At 73.5% G+C, this 16208-nt stretch carries 11 protein-coding genes; 6 read left to right on the top strand and 5 right to left on the bottom strand.

The annotated features are described in order from the left end of the window. Positions 1–101 precede the first annotated feature (101 nt). The 6 genes from infB (at position 102) to AB0M97_RS24865 (ending at position 9877) form a co-directional block, all read left to right on the top strand. Positions 102–3179 carry a translation initiation factor IF-2 gene (gene infB / locus AB0M97_RS24890; protein WP_365963183.1) on the top strand — a complete coding sequence of 1026 codons (3078 nt, stop codon included), beginning with the start codon at positions 102–104 and terminating at the stop codon, positions 3177–3179. 154 nt (positions 3180–3333) lie between these two features. Beyond that, on the top strand, positions 3334–3627 hold the full coding sequence (locus AB0M97_RS24885) for a DUF503 domain-containing protein (protein WP_365963182.1): 294 nt from the start codon (positions 3334–3336) through the stop codon (positions 3625–3627). A gap of 38 nt (positions 3628–3665) precedes the next feature. Next, positions 3666–4121 carry a 30S ribosome-binding factor RbfA gene (gene rbfA, locus AB0M97_RS24880; protein WP_365963181.1) on the top strand — a complete coding sequence of 152 codons (456 nt, stop codon included), beginning with the start codon at positions 3666–3668 and terminating at the stop codon, positions 4119–4121. Then, positions 4118–5023 (top strand): tRNA pseudouridine(55) synthase TruB, encoded by a 906-nt coding sequence (truB, locus tag AB0M97_RS24875; protein ID WP_365963180.1) that lies wholly within the window; start codon positions 4118–4120, stop codon positions 5021–5023. The genes rbfA and truB overlap by 4 nt, the downstream gene beginning before the upstream one ends. 260 nt (positions 5024–5283) lie before the next feature. After that, positions 5284–8793 carry a serine protease gene (locus tag AB0M97_RS24870; RefSeq protein WP_365963179.1) on the top strand — a complete coding sequence of 1170 codons (3510 nt, stop codon included), beginning with the start codon at positions 5284–5286 and terminating at the stop codon, positions 8791–8793. A 133-nt stretch (positions 8794–8926) separates the two neighbouring features. Further along, entirely contained in the window at positions 8927–9877 is a 951-nt protein-coding gene (locus AB0M97_RS24865; RefSeq protein WP_365963178.1) for a bifunctional riboflavin kinase/FAD synthetase, read from the top strand. Positions 9878–9904: 27 nt separating this feature from the next. Here the strand turns inward: AB0M97_RS24865 and AB0M97_RS24860 are convergent, their stop codons facing one another. Genes AB0M97_RS24860 through AB0M97_RS24840 form a run of 5 tightly spaced genes read right to left on the bottom strand, consistent with a single transcriptional unit; the run spans position 9905 to position 15850 of the window. Beyond that, positions 9905–10924 (bottom strand): ABC transporter ATP-binding protein, encoded by a 1020-nt coding sequence (locus AB0M97_RS24860; protein WP_365963177.1) that lies wholly within the window; start codon positions 10922–10924, stop codon positions 9905–9907. Then, positions 10921–11922, bottom strand: a complete 1002-nt coding sequence (locus AB0M97_RS24855) for an ABC transporter ATP-binding protein (protein WP_365963176.1) — start codon at positions 11920–11922, stop codon at positions 10921–10923. Before AB0M97_RS24855 ends, AB0M97_RS24860 begins: the two co-directional genes overlap by 4 nt. After that, a complete protein-coding gene (locus tag AB0M97_RS24850) occupies positions 11919–12845 on the bottom strand; it encodes an ABC transporter permease (protein ID WP_365963175.1) in 927 nt (308 codons plus the stop codon). Before AB0M97_RS24850 ends, AB0M97_RS24855 begins: the two co-directional genes overlap by 4 nt. Beyond that, complete coding sequence (locus tag AB0M97_RS24845; RefSeq protein WP_365963174.1) at positions 12842–13909, bottom strand: ABC transporter permease; 1068 nt, start codon at positions 13907–13909, stop codon at positions 12842–12844. Before AB0M97_RS24845 ends, AB0M97_RS24850 begins: the two co-directional genes overlap by 4 nt. Before the next feature lie 60 nt (positions 13910–13969). Further along, positions 13970–15850 carry an ABC transporter substrate-binding protein gene (locus tag AB0M97_RS24840; protein WP_365963173.1) on the bottom strand — a complete coding sequence of 627 codons (1881 nt, stop codon included), beginning with the start codon at positions 15848–15850 and terminating at the stop codon, positions 13970–13972. Between the last annotated feature and the right edge of the window lie 358 nt (positions 15851–16208).

Here is a 16208-nt window from a genome sequence, read left to right as displayed (position 1 = left end):
GAAAGCAGGTCGAGATTGCGATGAGCACTCGATGAGTACGCGATGAGTACGCCCATGAACTAGCGACGGTCCGGACGCAACCCGGACCTCAAAGGAGCGAAGTGGCTAAGGTCCGGGTCTACGAACTCGCCAAGGAGTTCGGTGTCGAGAGCAAGGTCGTCATGGCCAAGCTCCAGGAACTCGGTGAATTCGTCCGTTCGGCGTCTTCGACCATCGAAGCGCCGGTTGTACGCAAACTGACTGACGCCTTCCAGGGCGGTGGCAACGGCAAGTCCGCCGGCAAGCCCGCCCCGAAGAAGGCCGCCCCCAGGCCCGCGGCGCCCTCGCCGGCGCAGGCCGGGAGCACCTCCCAGGGCGCCAAGCCCGCGGGAGACCGTCCGGCTGCCCCGAAGCCGCCGGCCGCGCCCAAGGCACCGACGGCGCAGCAGCCCGCTGCCCCGTCCTCTCCCGCGCCGGCTCCCGGTCCGCGTCCGACGCCGGGCCCCAAGCCCGCGCCGCGCCCGGCCCCGGTAGCACCGGCCGCCCCCGAGTTCACCGCTCCGCCGTCGGCCCCGGCCGCCCCGAAGCAGAACACGCGCCCCGGCGCCCCCAAGCCCGGTGGCCGTCCGGCCCCGGCTCAGGGTCAGCAGGGCGGCCAGGGCGGTCGTCCCGGTGGCCAGGGTGCCCGTCCCGGCGCCTCCGCGCCGCGTCCCGGCGCCCGTCCGGCCGGTCCCCGTCCGGGCAACAACCCCTTCACGTCCGGTGGTTCCACCGGCATGGCGCGCCCGCAGGCGCCCCGTCCGCAGGGCGGCCCGCGTCCCGCTGGCCCCGGTGCCCCCGGCGCCGGTCCCCGTCCGCAGGCTCCGGGCGGCCAGGGCGGCGGTCCCCGTCCCCAGGGTCCCGGCGGTCAGCGTCCCTCTCCGGGCTCGATGCCGCGTCCGCAGGGCGGCGGCCCGCGTCCCGGTCCCGGTGGGCCGCGTCCCAACCCGGGCATGATGCCGCAGCGTCCGGCTGCCGGCCCGCGTCCCGGCCCTGGTGGCGGTCGCGGTCCCGGCGGTGCGGGTCGTCCCGGCGCCGGTGCCGGCCGTCCCGGTGGTGGCGGCGGCGGCTTCGCCGGCCGTCCCGGCGGCGGTGGCGGCGGCGGTGCCGGTCGTCCCGGTGGCGGCGGCGGTTTCGCCGGTCGCCCCGGTGGTGGCGGTGGCGGCTTCGGCGGTGGCGGCGGTGGCCGTCCCGGCTTCGGCGGCCGTCCCGGCGGTCCCGGTGGCCGCGGTGGCACGCAGGGCGCCTTCGGCCGTCCCGGCGGTCCCGCGCGTCGCGGCCGCAAGTCGAAGCGGCAGAGGCGCCAGGAGTACGAGGCCATGCAGGCCCCGTCGGTCGGCGGCGTGATGCTGCCTCGCGGCAACGGCGAGACCATTCGCCTGTCGCGCGGTGCGTCGCTCACCGACTTCGCGGAGAAGATCAACGCCAACCCGGCGTCGCTCGTCGCGGTCATGATGAACCTGGGCGAGATGGTCACGGCCACGCAGTCCGTCTCCGACGAGACGCTGCAGCTCCTGGCCGACGAGATGAACTACACGGTTCAGATCGTCAGCCCGGAGGAGGAGGACCGCGAGCTCCTCGAGTCGTTCGACATCGAGTTCGGTGAGGACGAGGGCTCCGAGGAGGACCTGGTCGTCCGCCCGCCGGTGGTCACCGTCATGGGTCACGTCGACCACGGCAAGACCCGACTGCTGGACGCCATCCGCAAGACGAACGTCATCGCGGGCGAGGCCGGCGGCATCACCCAGCACATCGGTGCCTACCAGGTCGCGACCGAGGTCAACGACGAAGAGCGCAAGATCACCTTCATCGACACCCCGGGTCACGAGGCGTTCACCGCCATGCGTGCCCGCGGTGCGAAGTCGACCGACATCGCGATCCTGGTCGTCGCGGCCAACGACGGCGTCATGCCGCAGACGGTCGAGGCGCTCAACCACGCCAAGGCGGCCGACGTCCCGATCGTCGTCGCGGTCAACAAGATCGACGTCGAGGGCGCCGACCCGACCAAGGTGCGCGGTCAGCTGACCGAGTACGGCCTGGTGGCAGAGGAGTACGGCGGCGACACCATGTTCGTCGACATCTCCGCCAAGCAGGGTCTGCACATCGACTCCCTGCTGGAGGCCGTGATCCTCACGGCCGACGCCTCGCTCGACCTGCGGGCCAACCCGAACCAGGACGCGCAGGGCATCTCCATCGAGTCCCGCCTGGACCGCGGTCGCGGTGCGGTCGCCACCGTCCTCGTCCAGCGAGGCACGCTGCGGGTCGGCGACACGATGGTCGTGGGCGACGCCTACGGCCGGGTGCGCGCCATGCTCGACGACAACGGCAACAACGTGGCCGAGGCGGGCCCGTCGACGCCGGTCCAGGTCCTCGGCCTGACCAACGTCCCGGGCGCGGGCGACAACTTCATCGTGGTGGACGAGGACCGTACGGCCCGTCAGATCGCGGAGAAGCGCGCCGCCCGCGAGCGCAACGCGGCCTTCGCCAAGCGCACGCGCCGTGTGTCGCTGGAGGACCTGGACAAGGTCCTGAAGGCCGGCGAGGTCCAGCAGCTGAACCTGATCATCAAGGGTGACGCTTCCGGTTCCGTCGAGGCCCTCGAGTCCTCCCTGCTCCAGCTGGACGTCGGTGAAGAGGTCGACATCCGGGTCCTGCACCGCGGCGTCGGTGCGGTCACGGAGTCCGACATCGACCTGGCGATGGGCTCCGACGCCATCGTGATCGGCTTCAACGTCCGCGCGGCAGGCCGTGCGGCGCAGATGGCCGAGCGCGAGGGCGTGGACGTCCGGTACTACTCGGTCATCTACCAGGCGATCGAGGAGATCGAGGCGGCCCTCAAGGGCATGCTCAAGCCGGAGTACGAAGAGGTCGAGCTCGGCACGGCGGAGATCCGCGAGGTCTTCCGCTCGTCCAAGCTGGGCAACATCGCGGGTGTTCTCATCCGCTCCGGCGAGGTCCGCCGCAACACCAAGGCGCGCCTCATCCGCGACGGCAAGGTCATCGCGGAGAACCTCAACATCGAGGGTCTGCGTCGCTTCAAGGACGACGTCACCGAGATCCGCGAAGGCTTCGAGGGCGGTATCAACCTCGGAAACTTCAACGACATCAAGGTCGACGACGTCATCGCGACGTACGAGATGCGCGAGAAGCCGCGCGCGTAGGCGCCCGGTTTCCGAGACGGTCCGGTCCGGGGCCGGTCGACGGAGAGTAATTTCCGTCGATCGGCCCCGGCCGTTCGTTGTACGGTTCTGATGTCCCTGCCACACGGATGGCGGGGCCACCGATCCCGTACCGGCGGGTGAACCGGCTGCACTCATGTATGTGGGGACGCTGTCCTTCGACCTCCTCCTCGGCGACGTACGGTCGCTGAAGGAGAAGCGCTCCGTCGTCCGCCCGATCGTCGCCGAGCTCCAGCGGAAGTACTCCGTGAGCGCGGCCGAGGTCGACCACCTGGACCTGCACCGCAGGGCCGGTATCGGCCTGGCGGTGGTGTCCGCCGACGCGGGGCATCTCACCGACGTCCTGGACCGGTGCGAACGGCTGGTCGCCGGCCGCCCCGAAGTGGAACTGCTGTCCGTACGGCGGCGCTTCCACGGCGAAGACGACTGACCCAAGAACGCAAGAGAGAAAGAACGGGAGACGGACCAGTGGCCGACAACGCGCGGGCTAAAAGGCTGGCGGACCTCATCCGAGAGGTGGTGGCCCAGAAGCTGCAGCGCGGGATCAAGGACCCGCGGCTCGGCTCGCACGTCACCATCACGGACACCCGCGTCACGGGCGACCTGCGGGAGGCGACCGTCTTCTACACGGTGTACGGGGACGACGAGGAGCGCGCGGCGGCAGCCGCCGGCCTGGAGAGCGCCAAGGGCGTCCTGCGCTCCGAGGTCGGCCGGGCCGCGGGCGTGAAGTTCACGCCGACCCTGACCTTCGTCATGGACGCCCTCCCGGACACCGCCCGGGCCATCGAGGACCTCCTCGACAAGGCACGCCAGTCCGACGAGAAGGTGCGCGAGGCGGCCACGGGCGCCACGTACGCCGGTGAAGCGGACCCCTACCGCAAGCCGGGCGACGAGGACGACGAGACGGACGACGCCGCCGAATGACCGCCAAGCACACCGCGCCCGACGGCCTCGTCATCGTGGACAAGCCGTCGGGCTTCACGTCGCACGACGTCGTCGCCAAGATGCGGGGCATCGCGAAGACCCGGCGCGTCGGGCACGCCGGCACCCTCGACCCGATGGCGACGGGCGTCCTCGTCCTCGGCGTCGAGAGGGCGACCAAGCTCCTCGGTCACCTCGCGCTGACCGAGAAGGAGTACCTGGGCACCATCCGCCTGGGCCAGACGACCCTCACCGACGACGCCGAGGGCGAGATCACCGCCTCCACCGACGCGGTGAGGATCACCCGGGACGCCATCGACGCCGGGATCGCCAAGCTGACCGGCGACATCATGCAGGTCCCGTCCAAGGTCAGCGCCATCAAGATCAACGGCGTGCGGTCCTACAAGCGGGCGCGGGACGGCGAGGACTTCGACATCCCGGCCCGGCCCGTCACCGTGTCGTCGTTCGGCGTGCACGACGTGCGGGCGGCCGTCGCCGAGGACGGCACCGAGGTGCTCGACCTGGTGGTGTCCGTGGTCTGCTCGTCCGGCACGTACATCCGGGCCCTCGCCCGCGACCTGGGCGCCGGCCTCGGCGTCGGCGGCCATCTCACCGCCCTGCGCCGCACCCGTGTCGGGCCGTACGGGCTCGACGCGGCGCGCACGCTGGACGAGCTCCAGCAGGACCTCACCGTGATGCCCGTCGCCGAGGCCGCGTCGGCGGCGTTCCCCCGCTGGGACGTCGACGGCCGCCGGGCGCGGCTGCTGATCAACGGGGTGCGGCTCGACATGCCCGACGCATACGCGGGGTCCGGCCCCGTGGCCGTCTTCGACCCGGACGGGCGCTTCCTCGCGCTGGTCGAGGCGCAGCGGGGCAAGGCCAAGAGCCTGGCCGTCTTCGCCTGACGCTCCACCGGCGGGACCGTCCCGTACGGGGACGTCCCGCCCGTGGAGCGGCGGCCACGGGAACCCACCGCCGCCGCTCCACGGCCCCCCTTGGTTCCCCCACAGGGAGAGTGCGTCGCGCCGCCCCCGTCCATTCACCCGTCCGGCCGGGCGCTCGGAGTGAACCGGGGGAGCGGAAGGGGGCGTGTTCACCGGCCCGTCTGTTCCGCCGATCATCGTCCGCCTACCGTCGGGACGGGGCACGGCGGGGAGGTACGGCGATGACGGCGCAACGGGGCTCGCGCGACGGGCAGGACACCCCCCGCGGCACGCACGACGAGACGCTCCGCCGCACGGATGGCGACGCGTCCCGGGCGGTGTACGACACCCCGCTCGTCCGGCTGCTCGATCCGGCCGGCCGGCTGCGCGGCACCGGGTTCGCCGCCGACCACCACGGCACCGTCGTCACCAGCCACGAGGCCGTCGACGCGGCGACGTGCCTCGTGGTGACCGCCGCCGGGGGCCGCCAGTGCATCGTGGGCGCGGACGCGGTGACCCCGCTGCCCGGCCTCGACCTCGCCCTCGTCCGCACCGAAGGCCTCGGTCTCCAGCCGCTGCCCGTGACCGTGCGGGACCGGATCGAGCCCGGCACCTATGTACGGATCGCCGCGGGAGGCTGGCGCGAGGCACGGCTGCTCGGCACCGCCCCGGCCGCGTACACCGCCGCCGGGTGCCGTCATCTCCTGGAGAGGGCGGTGGAGTTGGCCATCGGCACGGCCGGGTGCGACGCGCTGCGGATCGGCGGCGGGGCGTCCGGGGGACCGGTGCTCGACGCGGCGACCGGTGCCGTCCTCGGCGTGCTCGGCACCGCGCTGCACTCCGCCCACCGCGACGTCGGCTTCGCGGCGCCGCTGCGGCCCTCCGGCGCCCCCGGCACCGAGGGCCCGCTCGGCGCGCTGCTCGCCGCGAACGCCGCGACCGTGCCCGCGTACGGTGCCGACCTCAACCTCGCCGGGGTACTGGAACTCACCGCCACGTCGGTCGGCCAGGACGGCCCCCCGGCCGCGCCCCCCGGCCCGGCGGCCGTCGATCCGGTCGGACGGGCCGCGACCGCCGCCGCGTTCGCCGCGTTCCAGGCGGGGCCCGCCGCCGTGCTCGCCCTCGTCGGGCCGCCCGGCAGCGGACGGACGACCGAACTCGCGGCGCTCGCCACCCGCCGCGGCCGGGGAGCCGCGCCCGCGCCCACGCTCTGGCTGCGCGGCGCCGACCTCCACGACGACGACACGTCGGTCGCCGACGCCGCCCGCCGCGCCCTGGACCGCGCGGTCCGCATCGTCGCCGCGTCCCGCACCACCCCGCCCACCGACCTCGGCGACATCACCCCCGACCGTCTCGCCCGCCTCGCCCACGAGGCCGGGCGTCCCCTGCTGGTCCTGCTGGACAGCCCCGAGGAGATGCCACCGGTCCTGGCCCACCGCCTGCCCGGCTGGACGGCCGGCACGGCCGACTGGCTCCGCCGCACGGGCGCCCGCCTGGTGGTGGCGTGCGGGCCCGAGTTCTGGGAGGAGGCCGGGGCCGCGCTCCCGGAGGACCTGCTGCACGGGACGGCGACCGGTGGCGAGGGCACCCGGACGCCCGCCTCCTCGCGCCTCCCCGCCTGTGTGCCCCTCGGCGACCTGGACCCGGCCGAGGCCCGGCAGGCCCGCAGGCGGTACGCGATCCCCGACGGCGTGCTCGGCGACCGGGACGCGCGCCATCCGCTCACCCTGCGGCTGCTGTCCGAGGTGCGGGCCGCGCTGCCCGACGGGGACGCCGCGCGGATCGACCGGCACGACGTGTTTGCCGCCTACCTCGACCTGATGTGCCTGCGCGTCGCCGTCCGGCTCTCCGCCGGGAACGGGCTGCGCGGCACCGCCGTCCGCAGACTGGCCGCGAAGGTCGCCGGGCAGGTGCACGAGGCCGCCCGGCGCAGTCTCGGGCCCGGCCAGGGCGAGCTGGACCGGGCCGCGTTCGAGGCGGTGTTCCCGTGGGGACCTGCACCCGCCCGGCTGGGCGGAGGCACCGGCTGGGCCTCTGCCGTGCTCGCCGAGGGCCTCCTGGTGCCGGCCGGCACCGGCTACCGCTTCGCGCACGAGGAACTCGCCGACTGGCTCCAGGGCACCCACCTCGACCTGGACGCGGCCCTGCACGCCCTCGTCCACCGCCGCACCCCGGACACCGCCGGCCCGCCGCCCGTACCGCACCACCGCATCGGGCCCGTCGTCCAGGCCCTGCTCCTGCTGCCCCGCCAGTGCGGCCCGGACCGGCTGGCGGCACGGCTGGAGGAGCTGGTGCTCGCGCTGGACGCCGACCCGGAGTCCTGGTGGGCCGCCCGGCTGCTCGCCGGGGTGCTGACCCGCGTCACCGACGCGACGCCCTGCGCGAGGCCGCTGCGGCTGCTCGCCGCCCGGCTCGCGGCCCGGCGGGAGCGGGAACACCGGCCGGTGCCACCGGAGTTCGGGCCCGCGTTCTGGACCGCGCTGCCCCTGCCGGAGGACGTCCGCTGCGAGCTGCTGCGCGACCTGGTGCGCGCCGACGGCCCGCCCGACGAGCCCGGCCCCCGCTTCCTCGACGCCACCGCGCGGCTGCTCGCCGCCCGGCCCGCCGCCGTACAGCCGCACCTCGTGCGCTGGTTCGACGACGAGCGTCCGCTGCCCGGCACCCCGCACGCGAGCGTCGGCACGGCCGCGCAGGCGCTGCTGCACACCCACCGGCACCGGGCCCTGGACGACCTGGCCGAGGCGCTCGCCGGCAGCGCGCATCCGCGCGCCGCCGAACTGCTCGGCGCACTCGCCCGGGAGGAACCCTCGGCCGTGTGCCGGGCCGCCGACCGGTGGGCGCACGACGAGCGCCCCGAGCGCCGGGCGGCGGCACTGACCCACGGGCTGGTGGCCGCCCCGCACGCCCGCACCGAGGCCGACCGCATACTGCTGCGCTACACCGCCCTCGCCCTGCTCGCCCGCCCCGCCGACCACACCCTGCACGGCGGCGCGCTCGCCCTCCTCGTCCGCGACCCGCACACCCGCGCCCGGTACCTGCCGCAGGCGCTGCGACACTTCGCGGCCGGCGACCCGCTGTTCCCGCCGGGCGCCCTCGCCGGTGCCCTCGTCACGCACCCCGACCCCGTCCTCGACGCCTTCCGGGAGCGGCTGCGGCTGCCCGGCACCGGGCCCGCCCTGCGCACCCTCGCCGACGTCACCACGCCCGGCCTGGCGATCCGGGTCGCCGCCCTCGTCCAGGAGGTCGTCGAGCGGCGCCCCGAGACCGCCGGGGACGTCGCCGCGTACGTCGACCGGCGCCTCGAGCAGGGACCGGCCGCCCGTGCCGTGCTGCTGCCGCTGGCCGGCTCGCTGCTCGCCGACGGACCCGAACCGGTACGGGCCGCGCTCGCCGGGGTCATCGGCGCCCCCGGCGCGCCCGCCTCCCGGCCCGTGCGCCGCGAGCTGCGCGAGATGCTGCTCGCCCGCGAGGACGAACCCTCCGTCCTGGACGCCCTGCTGCGCGGCGCCGCCCGGCACGACGGCGACGAGCTGCGCGACCTCGTGCACCGCACCGGCCTGCGCCTGGCGCGCACCCCGGACGGCGCCACCCGCCTCGACCTCGGCCTCGCCGACCTGAGCAGGCACGTGCCCGGCTTCGCCGCCCGCGTGGCCGGCTGGCTGACCGGCGCCCCCGGCGACTGGGCGGCGCTGGTGGGCCCCAGCACCCGCCGCGCGATCGAGCACCTGGCGGGCGTCCGCGTTCCCGCCTGAACCGCCCCGCGCGTGCCCTGCGTCACAGCCCGACGCCGATGAGGGCCGGACGGCGACGGCATGGCACCCTTAGACCTGCGTACGAGGCAACCACGGACCCGGTTCGACGAGTTTGCGACAAGGAGCATTCACAGTGCAGCGCTGGCGTGGCTTGGAGGACATCCCCGAGGACTGGGGGCGCAGCGTCGTCACCATCGGCTCCTACGACGGAGTCCACCGCGGCCACCAGCTGATCATCCGGCATGCCGTGAACCGCGCCCGCGAGCTGGGCGTGCCCGCCGTCGTCGTCACCTTCGACCCGCACCCCAGCGAGGTCGTCCGGCCCGGCAGCCACCCGCCGCTGCTCGCCCCGCACCACCGCCGCGCCGAACTGATGGGCGAACTGGGCGTGGACGCCGTGCTGATCCTGCCGTTCACGAAGGAGTTCTCGAAGCTGTCCCCGGCCGACTTCGTCGTCAAGGTCCTGGTGGACCGGCTGCACGCCAAGGCGGTCGTCGAGGGCCCCAACTTCCGCTTCGGTCACAAGGCCGCGGGCAACGTCGAGTTCCTCGCCGAGCAGGGCGCGGTCTACGACTTCGAGGTCGACGTCGTGGACCTGTACGTCCGCGGCGAGGCGGGCGGCGGCGAGCCCTTCTCCTCCACCCTGACCCGGCGCCTGGTCGGCGCGGGCGACGTCGAGGGCGCCGCGGAGATCCTGGGCCGCCCGCACCGCGTGGAGGGCGTCGTCGTCCGGGGCGCCCAGCGGGGCCGCGAGCTGGGCTTCCCCACCGCCAACGTCGAGACGCTGCCGCACACCGCGATCCCGGCCGACGGCGTGTACGCGGGCTGGCTGCACGCCCAGGGCGAGGCGATGCCGGCGGCGATCTCCGTCGGCACGAACCCGCAGTTCGACGGCACCGAGCGCACGGTGGAGGCGTACGCCATCGACCGCGTCGGCCTCGACCTGTACGGGCTGCACGTCGCCGTGGACTTCCTGGCGTTCGTGCGCGGCCAGGCGAAGTTCGACACGCTCGAAGGGCTGCTGGAGCAGATGGCCGCGGACGTCGAGCGGTGCCGGGAGCTGGTGGGGGCGGCGCAGGCGTAACCGCCGCCCCGGCTGCTCCGGCCCGGCTCAGGCCTGTACCGCCCGTGCCCAGTGGCACGCCGCCTGCGCCGCTCCGCCGCCGTCCAGGATCTCCAGGTCACGCTTCCGGCAGGCGTCCGCCACCCCCGCGCGTTCCGCCTCGCCGCTCGCCAGGACCTGACAGCGGACGTGGAAGCGGCACCCGGCCGGGACGCGCGACGGGTCCGGGGGCTCGCCCGTGAGGACCACCGGATCGCCCGGGGCCTCCGGGAGCACCGACAGCAGGGCCTGCGTGTACGGGTGCCGGGGCGCCGTCAGGACCTGCTCCACAGCGCCGGTCTCCACGATCCGGCCCAGGTACATCACGGCCACCCGGTCGGCGATGTTCCACGCCAGCCCCAGGTCGTGCGTGACGACCAGCGCGGACAGGCCCAGCTCGGTGCGCAGCCGCAGCAGCAGCGCCAGGATCTCGCCGCGCACCGAGGCGTCGAGGGACGCCACCGGCTCGTCCGCGACGAGGAGTTCGGGCTCCAGGACCAGCGCGCCCGCGATGACGACCCGCTGCCGCTGCCCGCCGGACAGCTCGTGCGGGTAGCGCAGGAAGAACCGCTCCGGTGGCCGCAGCCCGGCCCGGGACAGCGCCCGCGCGACGGCCTGCTGCTCGTCACCGCCGTACCCGTGGATGCGCAGCCCCTCGGCGACCGCGTCGTACACCGTGTGCCGCGGGTTGAGCGAGCCGCTCGGGTCCTGCAGGACCAGCTGGACGCGCTTGCGGTACGCCTTCAGGGCCCGGCCCGAGTAGTCCAGCGGGCGGCCGTCGAAGGTGACGTCGCCGGACGTCGGCCGGACCAGGCCCAGCAGGCTGCGCGCCAGGGTCGTCTTGCCGCAGCCGGACTCGCCGACCAGGGCGACGATCTCACCGGGCCGGATGTCGAGGTCGACGCCGTCGACCGCGCGGGCGCGGGCCGCGCCGTGCCGACCCGGGAACGTGACGTGCAGGTCCCGCGCGCTCAGCAGCGGGGCGCCGGTGACCCCGGGCGCCTCGGGGACTGCGGGGGTCGTGGTCATGGCGTGCTCGGCCTCGCTTCCTCAAGGGGTCCCGGTGCCGCGGGCCCGTCCGCCGTCACGTGGACGCAGGCCGCCCGCCGGTCCGCTCCCGCCGCCCGCAGCGCCTGGTCCTGACGCGCGCAGGGGTCCAGGGCCACCGGGCAGCGCGGGTGGAACGTGCAGCCGGACGGCAGCGCCGCGGGGTCGGGCGGATCGCCGGCCAGACCCTGCGGCGCGAACCGGGACGCCGGGTCGCCGATCCTCGGGAACGCGGCCGACAGCGCCCTGGCGTACGGGTGCCGGGCATCGTCGTAGACCTGCCGGGCGGGGCCCTCCTCGACGACCCGGCCCGCGTACATCACGGCGAGCCGGTCGCAGGTGTCCGCGAGCACCGCCAGGTCGTGGCTGATCATGACGAGGCCCACGTCCTGCTCGGCGACGAGCTGCTCGATCAGCCGGAGGATCTGCGCCTGGATCATCACGTCGAGCGCGGTGGTCGGCTCGTCGGCGATGACCAGCCGCGGGTCGCAGGCCAGCGCCATCGCGATCATGACGCGCTGGCGCTGCCCGCCGGACAGCTCGTGCGGGTAGGCGTTGGCGCGGGCGGCGGGCAGGCCGACCTGCTCCAGCAGCTCGCCGGTCCTCCTCTTCGCGCCGGCCGGGGTGGCCTTGCGGTGTAGCAGGATCGGCTCGGCGATCTGGTCGCCGATGCGGTGCACGGCGTTGAGGGAGTGCATCGCGCCCTGGAAGACGATGGACGCCCCGGCCCAGCGGACCGCGCGCACCCGGCCCCACTTCATGCCCAGCACGTCCTCACCGTCGAGCAGGATCTCCCCGGTGGCCCGCGCCCCGGCGGGCAGCAGCCGCAGCACGGCCAGCGCCAGCGTGGACTTGCCGCAGCCGGACTCACCGGCCAGGCCGAGCTTCTGCCCCGCCTCCAGGCGCAGGTCCACACCGCGCACGGCCGCGGCCCCGCCGGCGTACGTCACCGTCAGGCCCCTGACGTCGAGCAGACTCACCGGGACACCCCCAGCCTCGGGTTGAGGACCGACTCCACGGCCCGGCCGCACAGCGTGAACGCCAGCGCCACCACCGCGATCGCGATGCCCGGCGGCACCAGGTACCACCAGTGGCCGGCACTGACCGCGCCCGCCTCCCGGGCGTCCTGGAGCAGACCGCCCCAGGAGACGACCGTCGGGTCGCCGAGGCCGAGGAAGGCCAGCGTGGCCTCGGCGAGAATGGCCGAGGAGATGATCAGGGTCGTCTGGGCCAGCACCAGCGGCATCACGTTCGGCAGCACGTGCCGGGACATGATGTGCCAGTGCCCGCCGCCCAGCGCCCTCGCCCGCTCGATGTACGGCCGGGTCTCCACCGCCAGCGTCTGCGCGCGCACCAGCCGGGCCGTGGTCGGCCAGGTGGTCACGCCGATCGCCACGACGATGGTGGTCAGCGAACGGGACATCACGGTGGCCAGCGCGATCGCCAGGACCAGCGTCGGCATGACGAGGAACCAGTCCGTGATCCGCATCATCACCGTCGCGTACCAGCCGCGGAAGTGCCCGGCGGTGACACCGATCAGCGTGCCGATCGCCACCGACAGCACCGCGGCGAGCAGCCCCACCAGCAGCGACACGCGCGAGCCCCACACCACCAGGCCCAGCAGGTCGCGGCCGAACTGGTCGGTGCCGAGCGGGAATGCGCCGCTGGGGCTCTGCAGGGGGCTGCCCGGCGCGTCGGTCACGTTGCTCACGTCGGAGCCGACGATCAGCGGCGCGGCCAGCGCCAGCAGCGCGAACAGCGCGAGCGCCGCCAGGCCGGACACACCGGCCCGGTGCGTGCGGTACTGCCGCCAGAAGCGGGCCACGGAGGCGCGGCGCCGCTGCCGGGCGAGCGCGCGCGGACTCGCGGGGGTCTTCCCGGTGGCTGCGGTCTCGGTCGTCATCGGCCCACCCGGGGGTCGAGCAGCGGATAGATCAGGTCGGCGAGCGTGTTCATCACGATCACCGCGGCGGCGAACACGAAGAACAGGCCCTGCACCAGCGGCAGGTCGGGCACGCTCAGAGCCTGGTAGAACAGCCCGCCCAGGCCCGGCCAGGAGAACACCGTCTCCACCAGGATGACGCCCGCGACGGTCCGCCCGAGGTTGATGAAGATCAGCGTCACGGTCGGCAGCAGCGCGTTGGGCACCGCGTGCCTGCGCCGCACGAGGTCGTCGCGCAGGCCCTTGGCGCGCGCGGTCGTCAGATAGTCGCTGCCCATCTCGTCCAGCAGCGCCGACCGCGTCACGAGCAGCGTCTGCCCGTACTCGACGGCCACCAGGGTCAGCACCGGCAGGATCAGGTGGTGCGCCACGTCCAGGACGTACGCGAACCCCTCCTCGCCGCCCGACTCCATGCCACCGGTCGGGAACAGGCCCGGCAGCGGGCCGATGCCCACCGACAGCACGATGATCAGCAGCAGCCCCAGCCAGAACGACGGGATGGAGTACAGCGTCAGCGCCAGACCGGTGTTGATCCGGTCACCCGTCCGGCCGTGCCGCCACGCCGAGCGGGTGCCCAGGTAGATGCCGAGCACCGTGTAGAGGACGAAGGAAGTGCCGGTCAGCAGCAGCGTGTTCGGCAGCGCCTCGGTGATCTTGTCGATGACCGGCGCCCGGAACTGGTACGACGTGCCCAGGTCGCCGGTGAGCGCCTTGCCGCAGTAGTCGGTGAACTGCTGCCACAGCGGCAGGTCGAGCCCGAACTCCTTGCGGTAGGCCGCGAGTTGCTCCGCCGACACCTGACGGCCGCCGGTCATGTGCTTGACCGGGTCGCCCGGGATCAGCCGGAACAGGAAGAAGCTGGTGACGAGGACGGCGAGCAGCGAGACGGCCGCACCCGCCACCTTGCCCGCCACGTACCGCAGATACGCGGTGGTGGTGCGCGCCCGTGGCCCGCGGGCCGCCGGCCCGGCATCGGCCGGACCGGCGGTCTCCTCGACCAGCGCGGGTGTTGCGTCAGCGGTCATGTGAACTCAATCGCCTGGTCGGTTCGGGAGTGCGCGGGCGCCGGAGGGCGCCTGCCCGGTCTACTCGCGGTCCTCGGCGGTGGACCGGCGGCGCATCGCCAGGAACGCGCCCAGACCCGCGAGGACGACGACACCCGCCACGATGCCGATCACGACCCCGGTCGAGGACGAGTCGTCCGACGACTCGCCGGAGTCCGCCGGAACGGCCGACCACCAGCTCCAGTAGCCGTCCTGGCCGTAGATGTTGCCCGCCTTGGCCGGCATGGTGGTGATCGACTCGATGTGGTCCGTCCGGTAGGCCTCGACCGCGTTCGGATACGCCATGACGTTCATGTACCCGAGGTCGTACAGCCGCGACTGCATCTGCTTGACGATGTCCGCCCGTTTGGCCGGATCGTATTCGGCGAGCTGCTTCGCGTAGAGCTCGTCGAACTTCTTGTCGCAGATGAAGTTGTCCGTCGCGCCGGTGTCCTTGGGCGTCGCCGGGAGCGCCGCGCAGGTGTGGATGGACAGCACGAAGTCCGGGTCGGGGTTGACCGACCAGCCGTCGAAGGCCAGGTCGTACTTTCCGGCCAGCCAGGGGTCGGTCACGTTGTCCAGGCAGTTCAGCGTCACCCCGATGCCGAGGTCGCCCCACCACTCCTGGAGGTACTTGCCGATCGCCTTGTCGTTCGGGTCCGTGGCGTGGCACAGGATGCGGTAGTTGATCGGCCTGCCGTCCTTGCCGACGCGCCTGCCGTCACCGTTCTCCTTGTACCCGGCCTCGTCGAGCAGCTTCGCGGCCCTCGCCGGGTCGTACGCCAGCTCCTGGTCGCCGGACGGCTTCCAGAAGTACTGCGAGAACCGCGGCGGGATGTACCCGGCGCCCTCGACGGCGTGGCCCTGGAACACCTTGTCGATGACGGCCTTGCGGTCGACCGCCATGAACAGCGCGTTCCTGACCCGCTGGTCCAGCAGCGAGGGGTGCCCGTCGCCGAACTTCTCGCCGTTCTTCGCCTTCGCGCCCGGGTTGGTGGCCAGCGCGTAGAAGCGCCGGCCGGAGGCGTCGTTGACCTTGATGTTCTCCTCGCCCTTGAGCGAGGCGGCCTGGGCGGGAGTCAGCGACGGCGAGCCCGAGACGAAGGACACCTCACCCTTGCGCAGGGCGGACACCGCCGCGTCCTGGTCCTTGTAGTAGCGGAAGACCAGCTCGTCGAACTTCGGGGAGCCGCGCCAGAACTCCTTGTTGGCCTTGAGGCGTACGTAGCTGTCGGGCTTGTAGCCGGTGAGCACGAACGGCCCGTTCCCGACGATCGGGAACTCCTTGTCGTTGTTGAACTTCGAGAAGTCGTCGACCTTCTCCCACACGTGCTTGGGCACGATCGGCACGTCCAGCGCCGTCATGGTGGCCTGCGGCTTCTTCAGCTCGATGACCAGCTTGGTGGGGCTGGGCGCGGTGACCTTCTTGAAGTTCCCGACGAAGCTGCCGTTGGCGGTGGCGGCGCCCTCGTCGGTCATCATCGTGTTGAACGTCCACGCCGCGTCCTCGGCGGTGGCCTGCTTGCCGTCGGACCACGTGGAGTTGTCCCGGATGGTGTACGTCCAGGTCAGCTTGTCGGGCGACGGCTCCCACGCGGTGGCAAGGCCCGGGACGACCTTGTTGTCCTTGGGGTCGTAGTTCGTCAGGTACTCGTACGTGAGCCGGTGGATGCTCGTACTGAGCAGCCGGACCGCCAGGAACGGGCTGAGCGAGTCGACGCTCTGCGCCACGGCGACCGTGAGCACCTTCTTGCCGTCGTCGGCCGCGCTCGCCTGCCGCGGCGCCGGGTCGAGCGGTGTCGCGAGACCGGCCGTCAGGGCGAGCGCGGCCGCACCGGCCGCCGCCGCGAGCCGGACGCGGCGCGGGAGATGACGAGAGCGCGGGCGCGAACGCCCTCTGCCGTACTGATCGTTCTTGTCCATTGCGTCGGTGACCTCGCGTCATGGCTCGCGTGGGAAGGGCAGGTGGAGACCGGTTGAGACGGGTGGAGCGAACGGGCTGATCAGACAGATGAGGTTGTCTATCAGCGAGTATCTGCGCGCGTCAACGGCAGGTGAACCCCATGTGGCCTGCGGAAACAACGAATTGACGAGGTTTTTCGTGTCCATTGGACGAGACCTCTGAAGGGCGCCTGGCCAGGGGCTGGCGGCGGGTTCGGCCGCGATGCGCGAAGGCCCGCGCCGAGGGGGACGCTGTTGGTTAATCCGGGCCGAGCGTGACGTCGGTCTTCACGATCCAGTTGTGGTCGTGGAGACCGACGTTGTCGTGTGGGGCGGGGTA

The organism is Streptomyces sp. NPDC051207 (assembly GCF_040682395.1).
Classification (GTDB): Bacteria; Actinomycetota; Actinomycetes; order Streptomycetales; family Streptomycetaceae; genus Streptomyces.
Note: the sequence above shows the minus strand (reverse complement) of the source record. Positions and strands in the feature narration are given on the sequence as shown.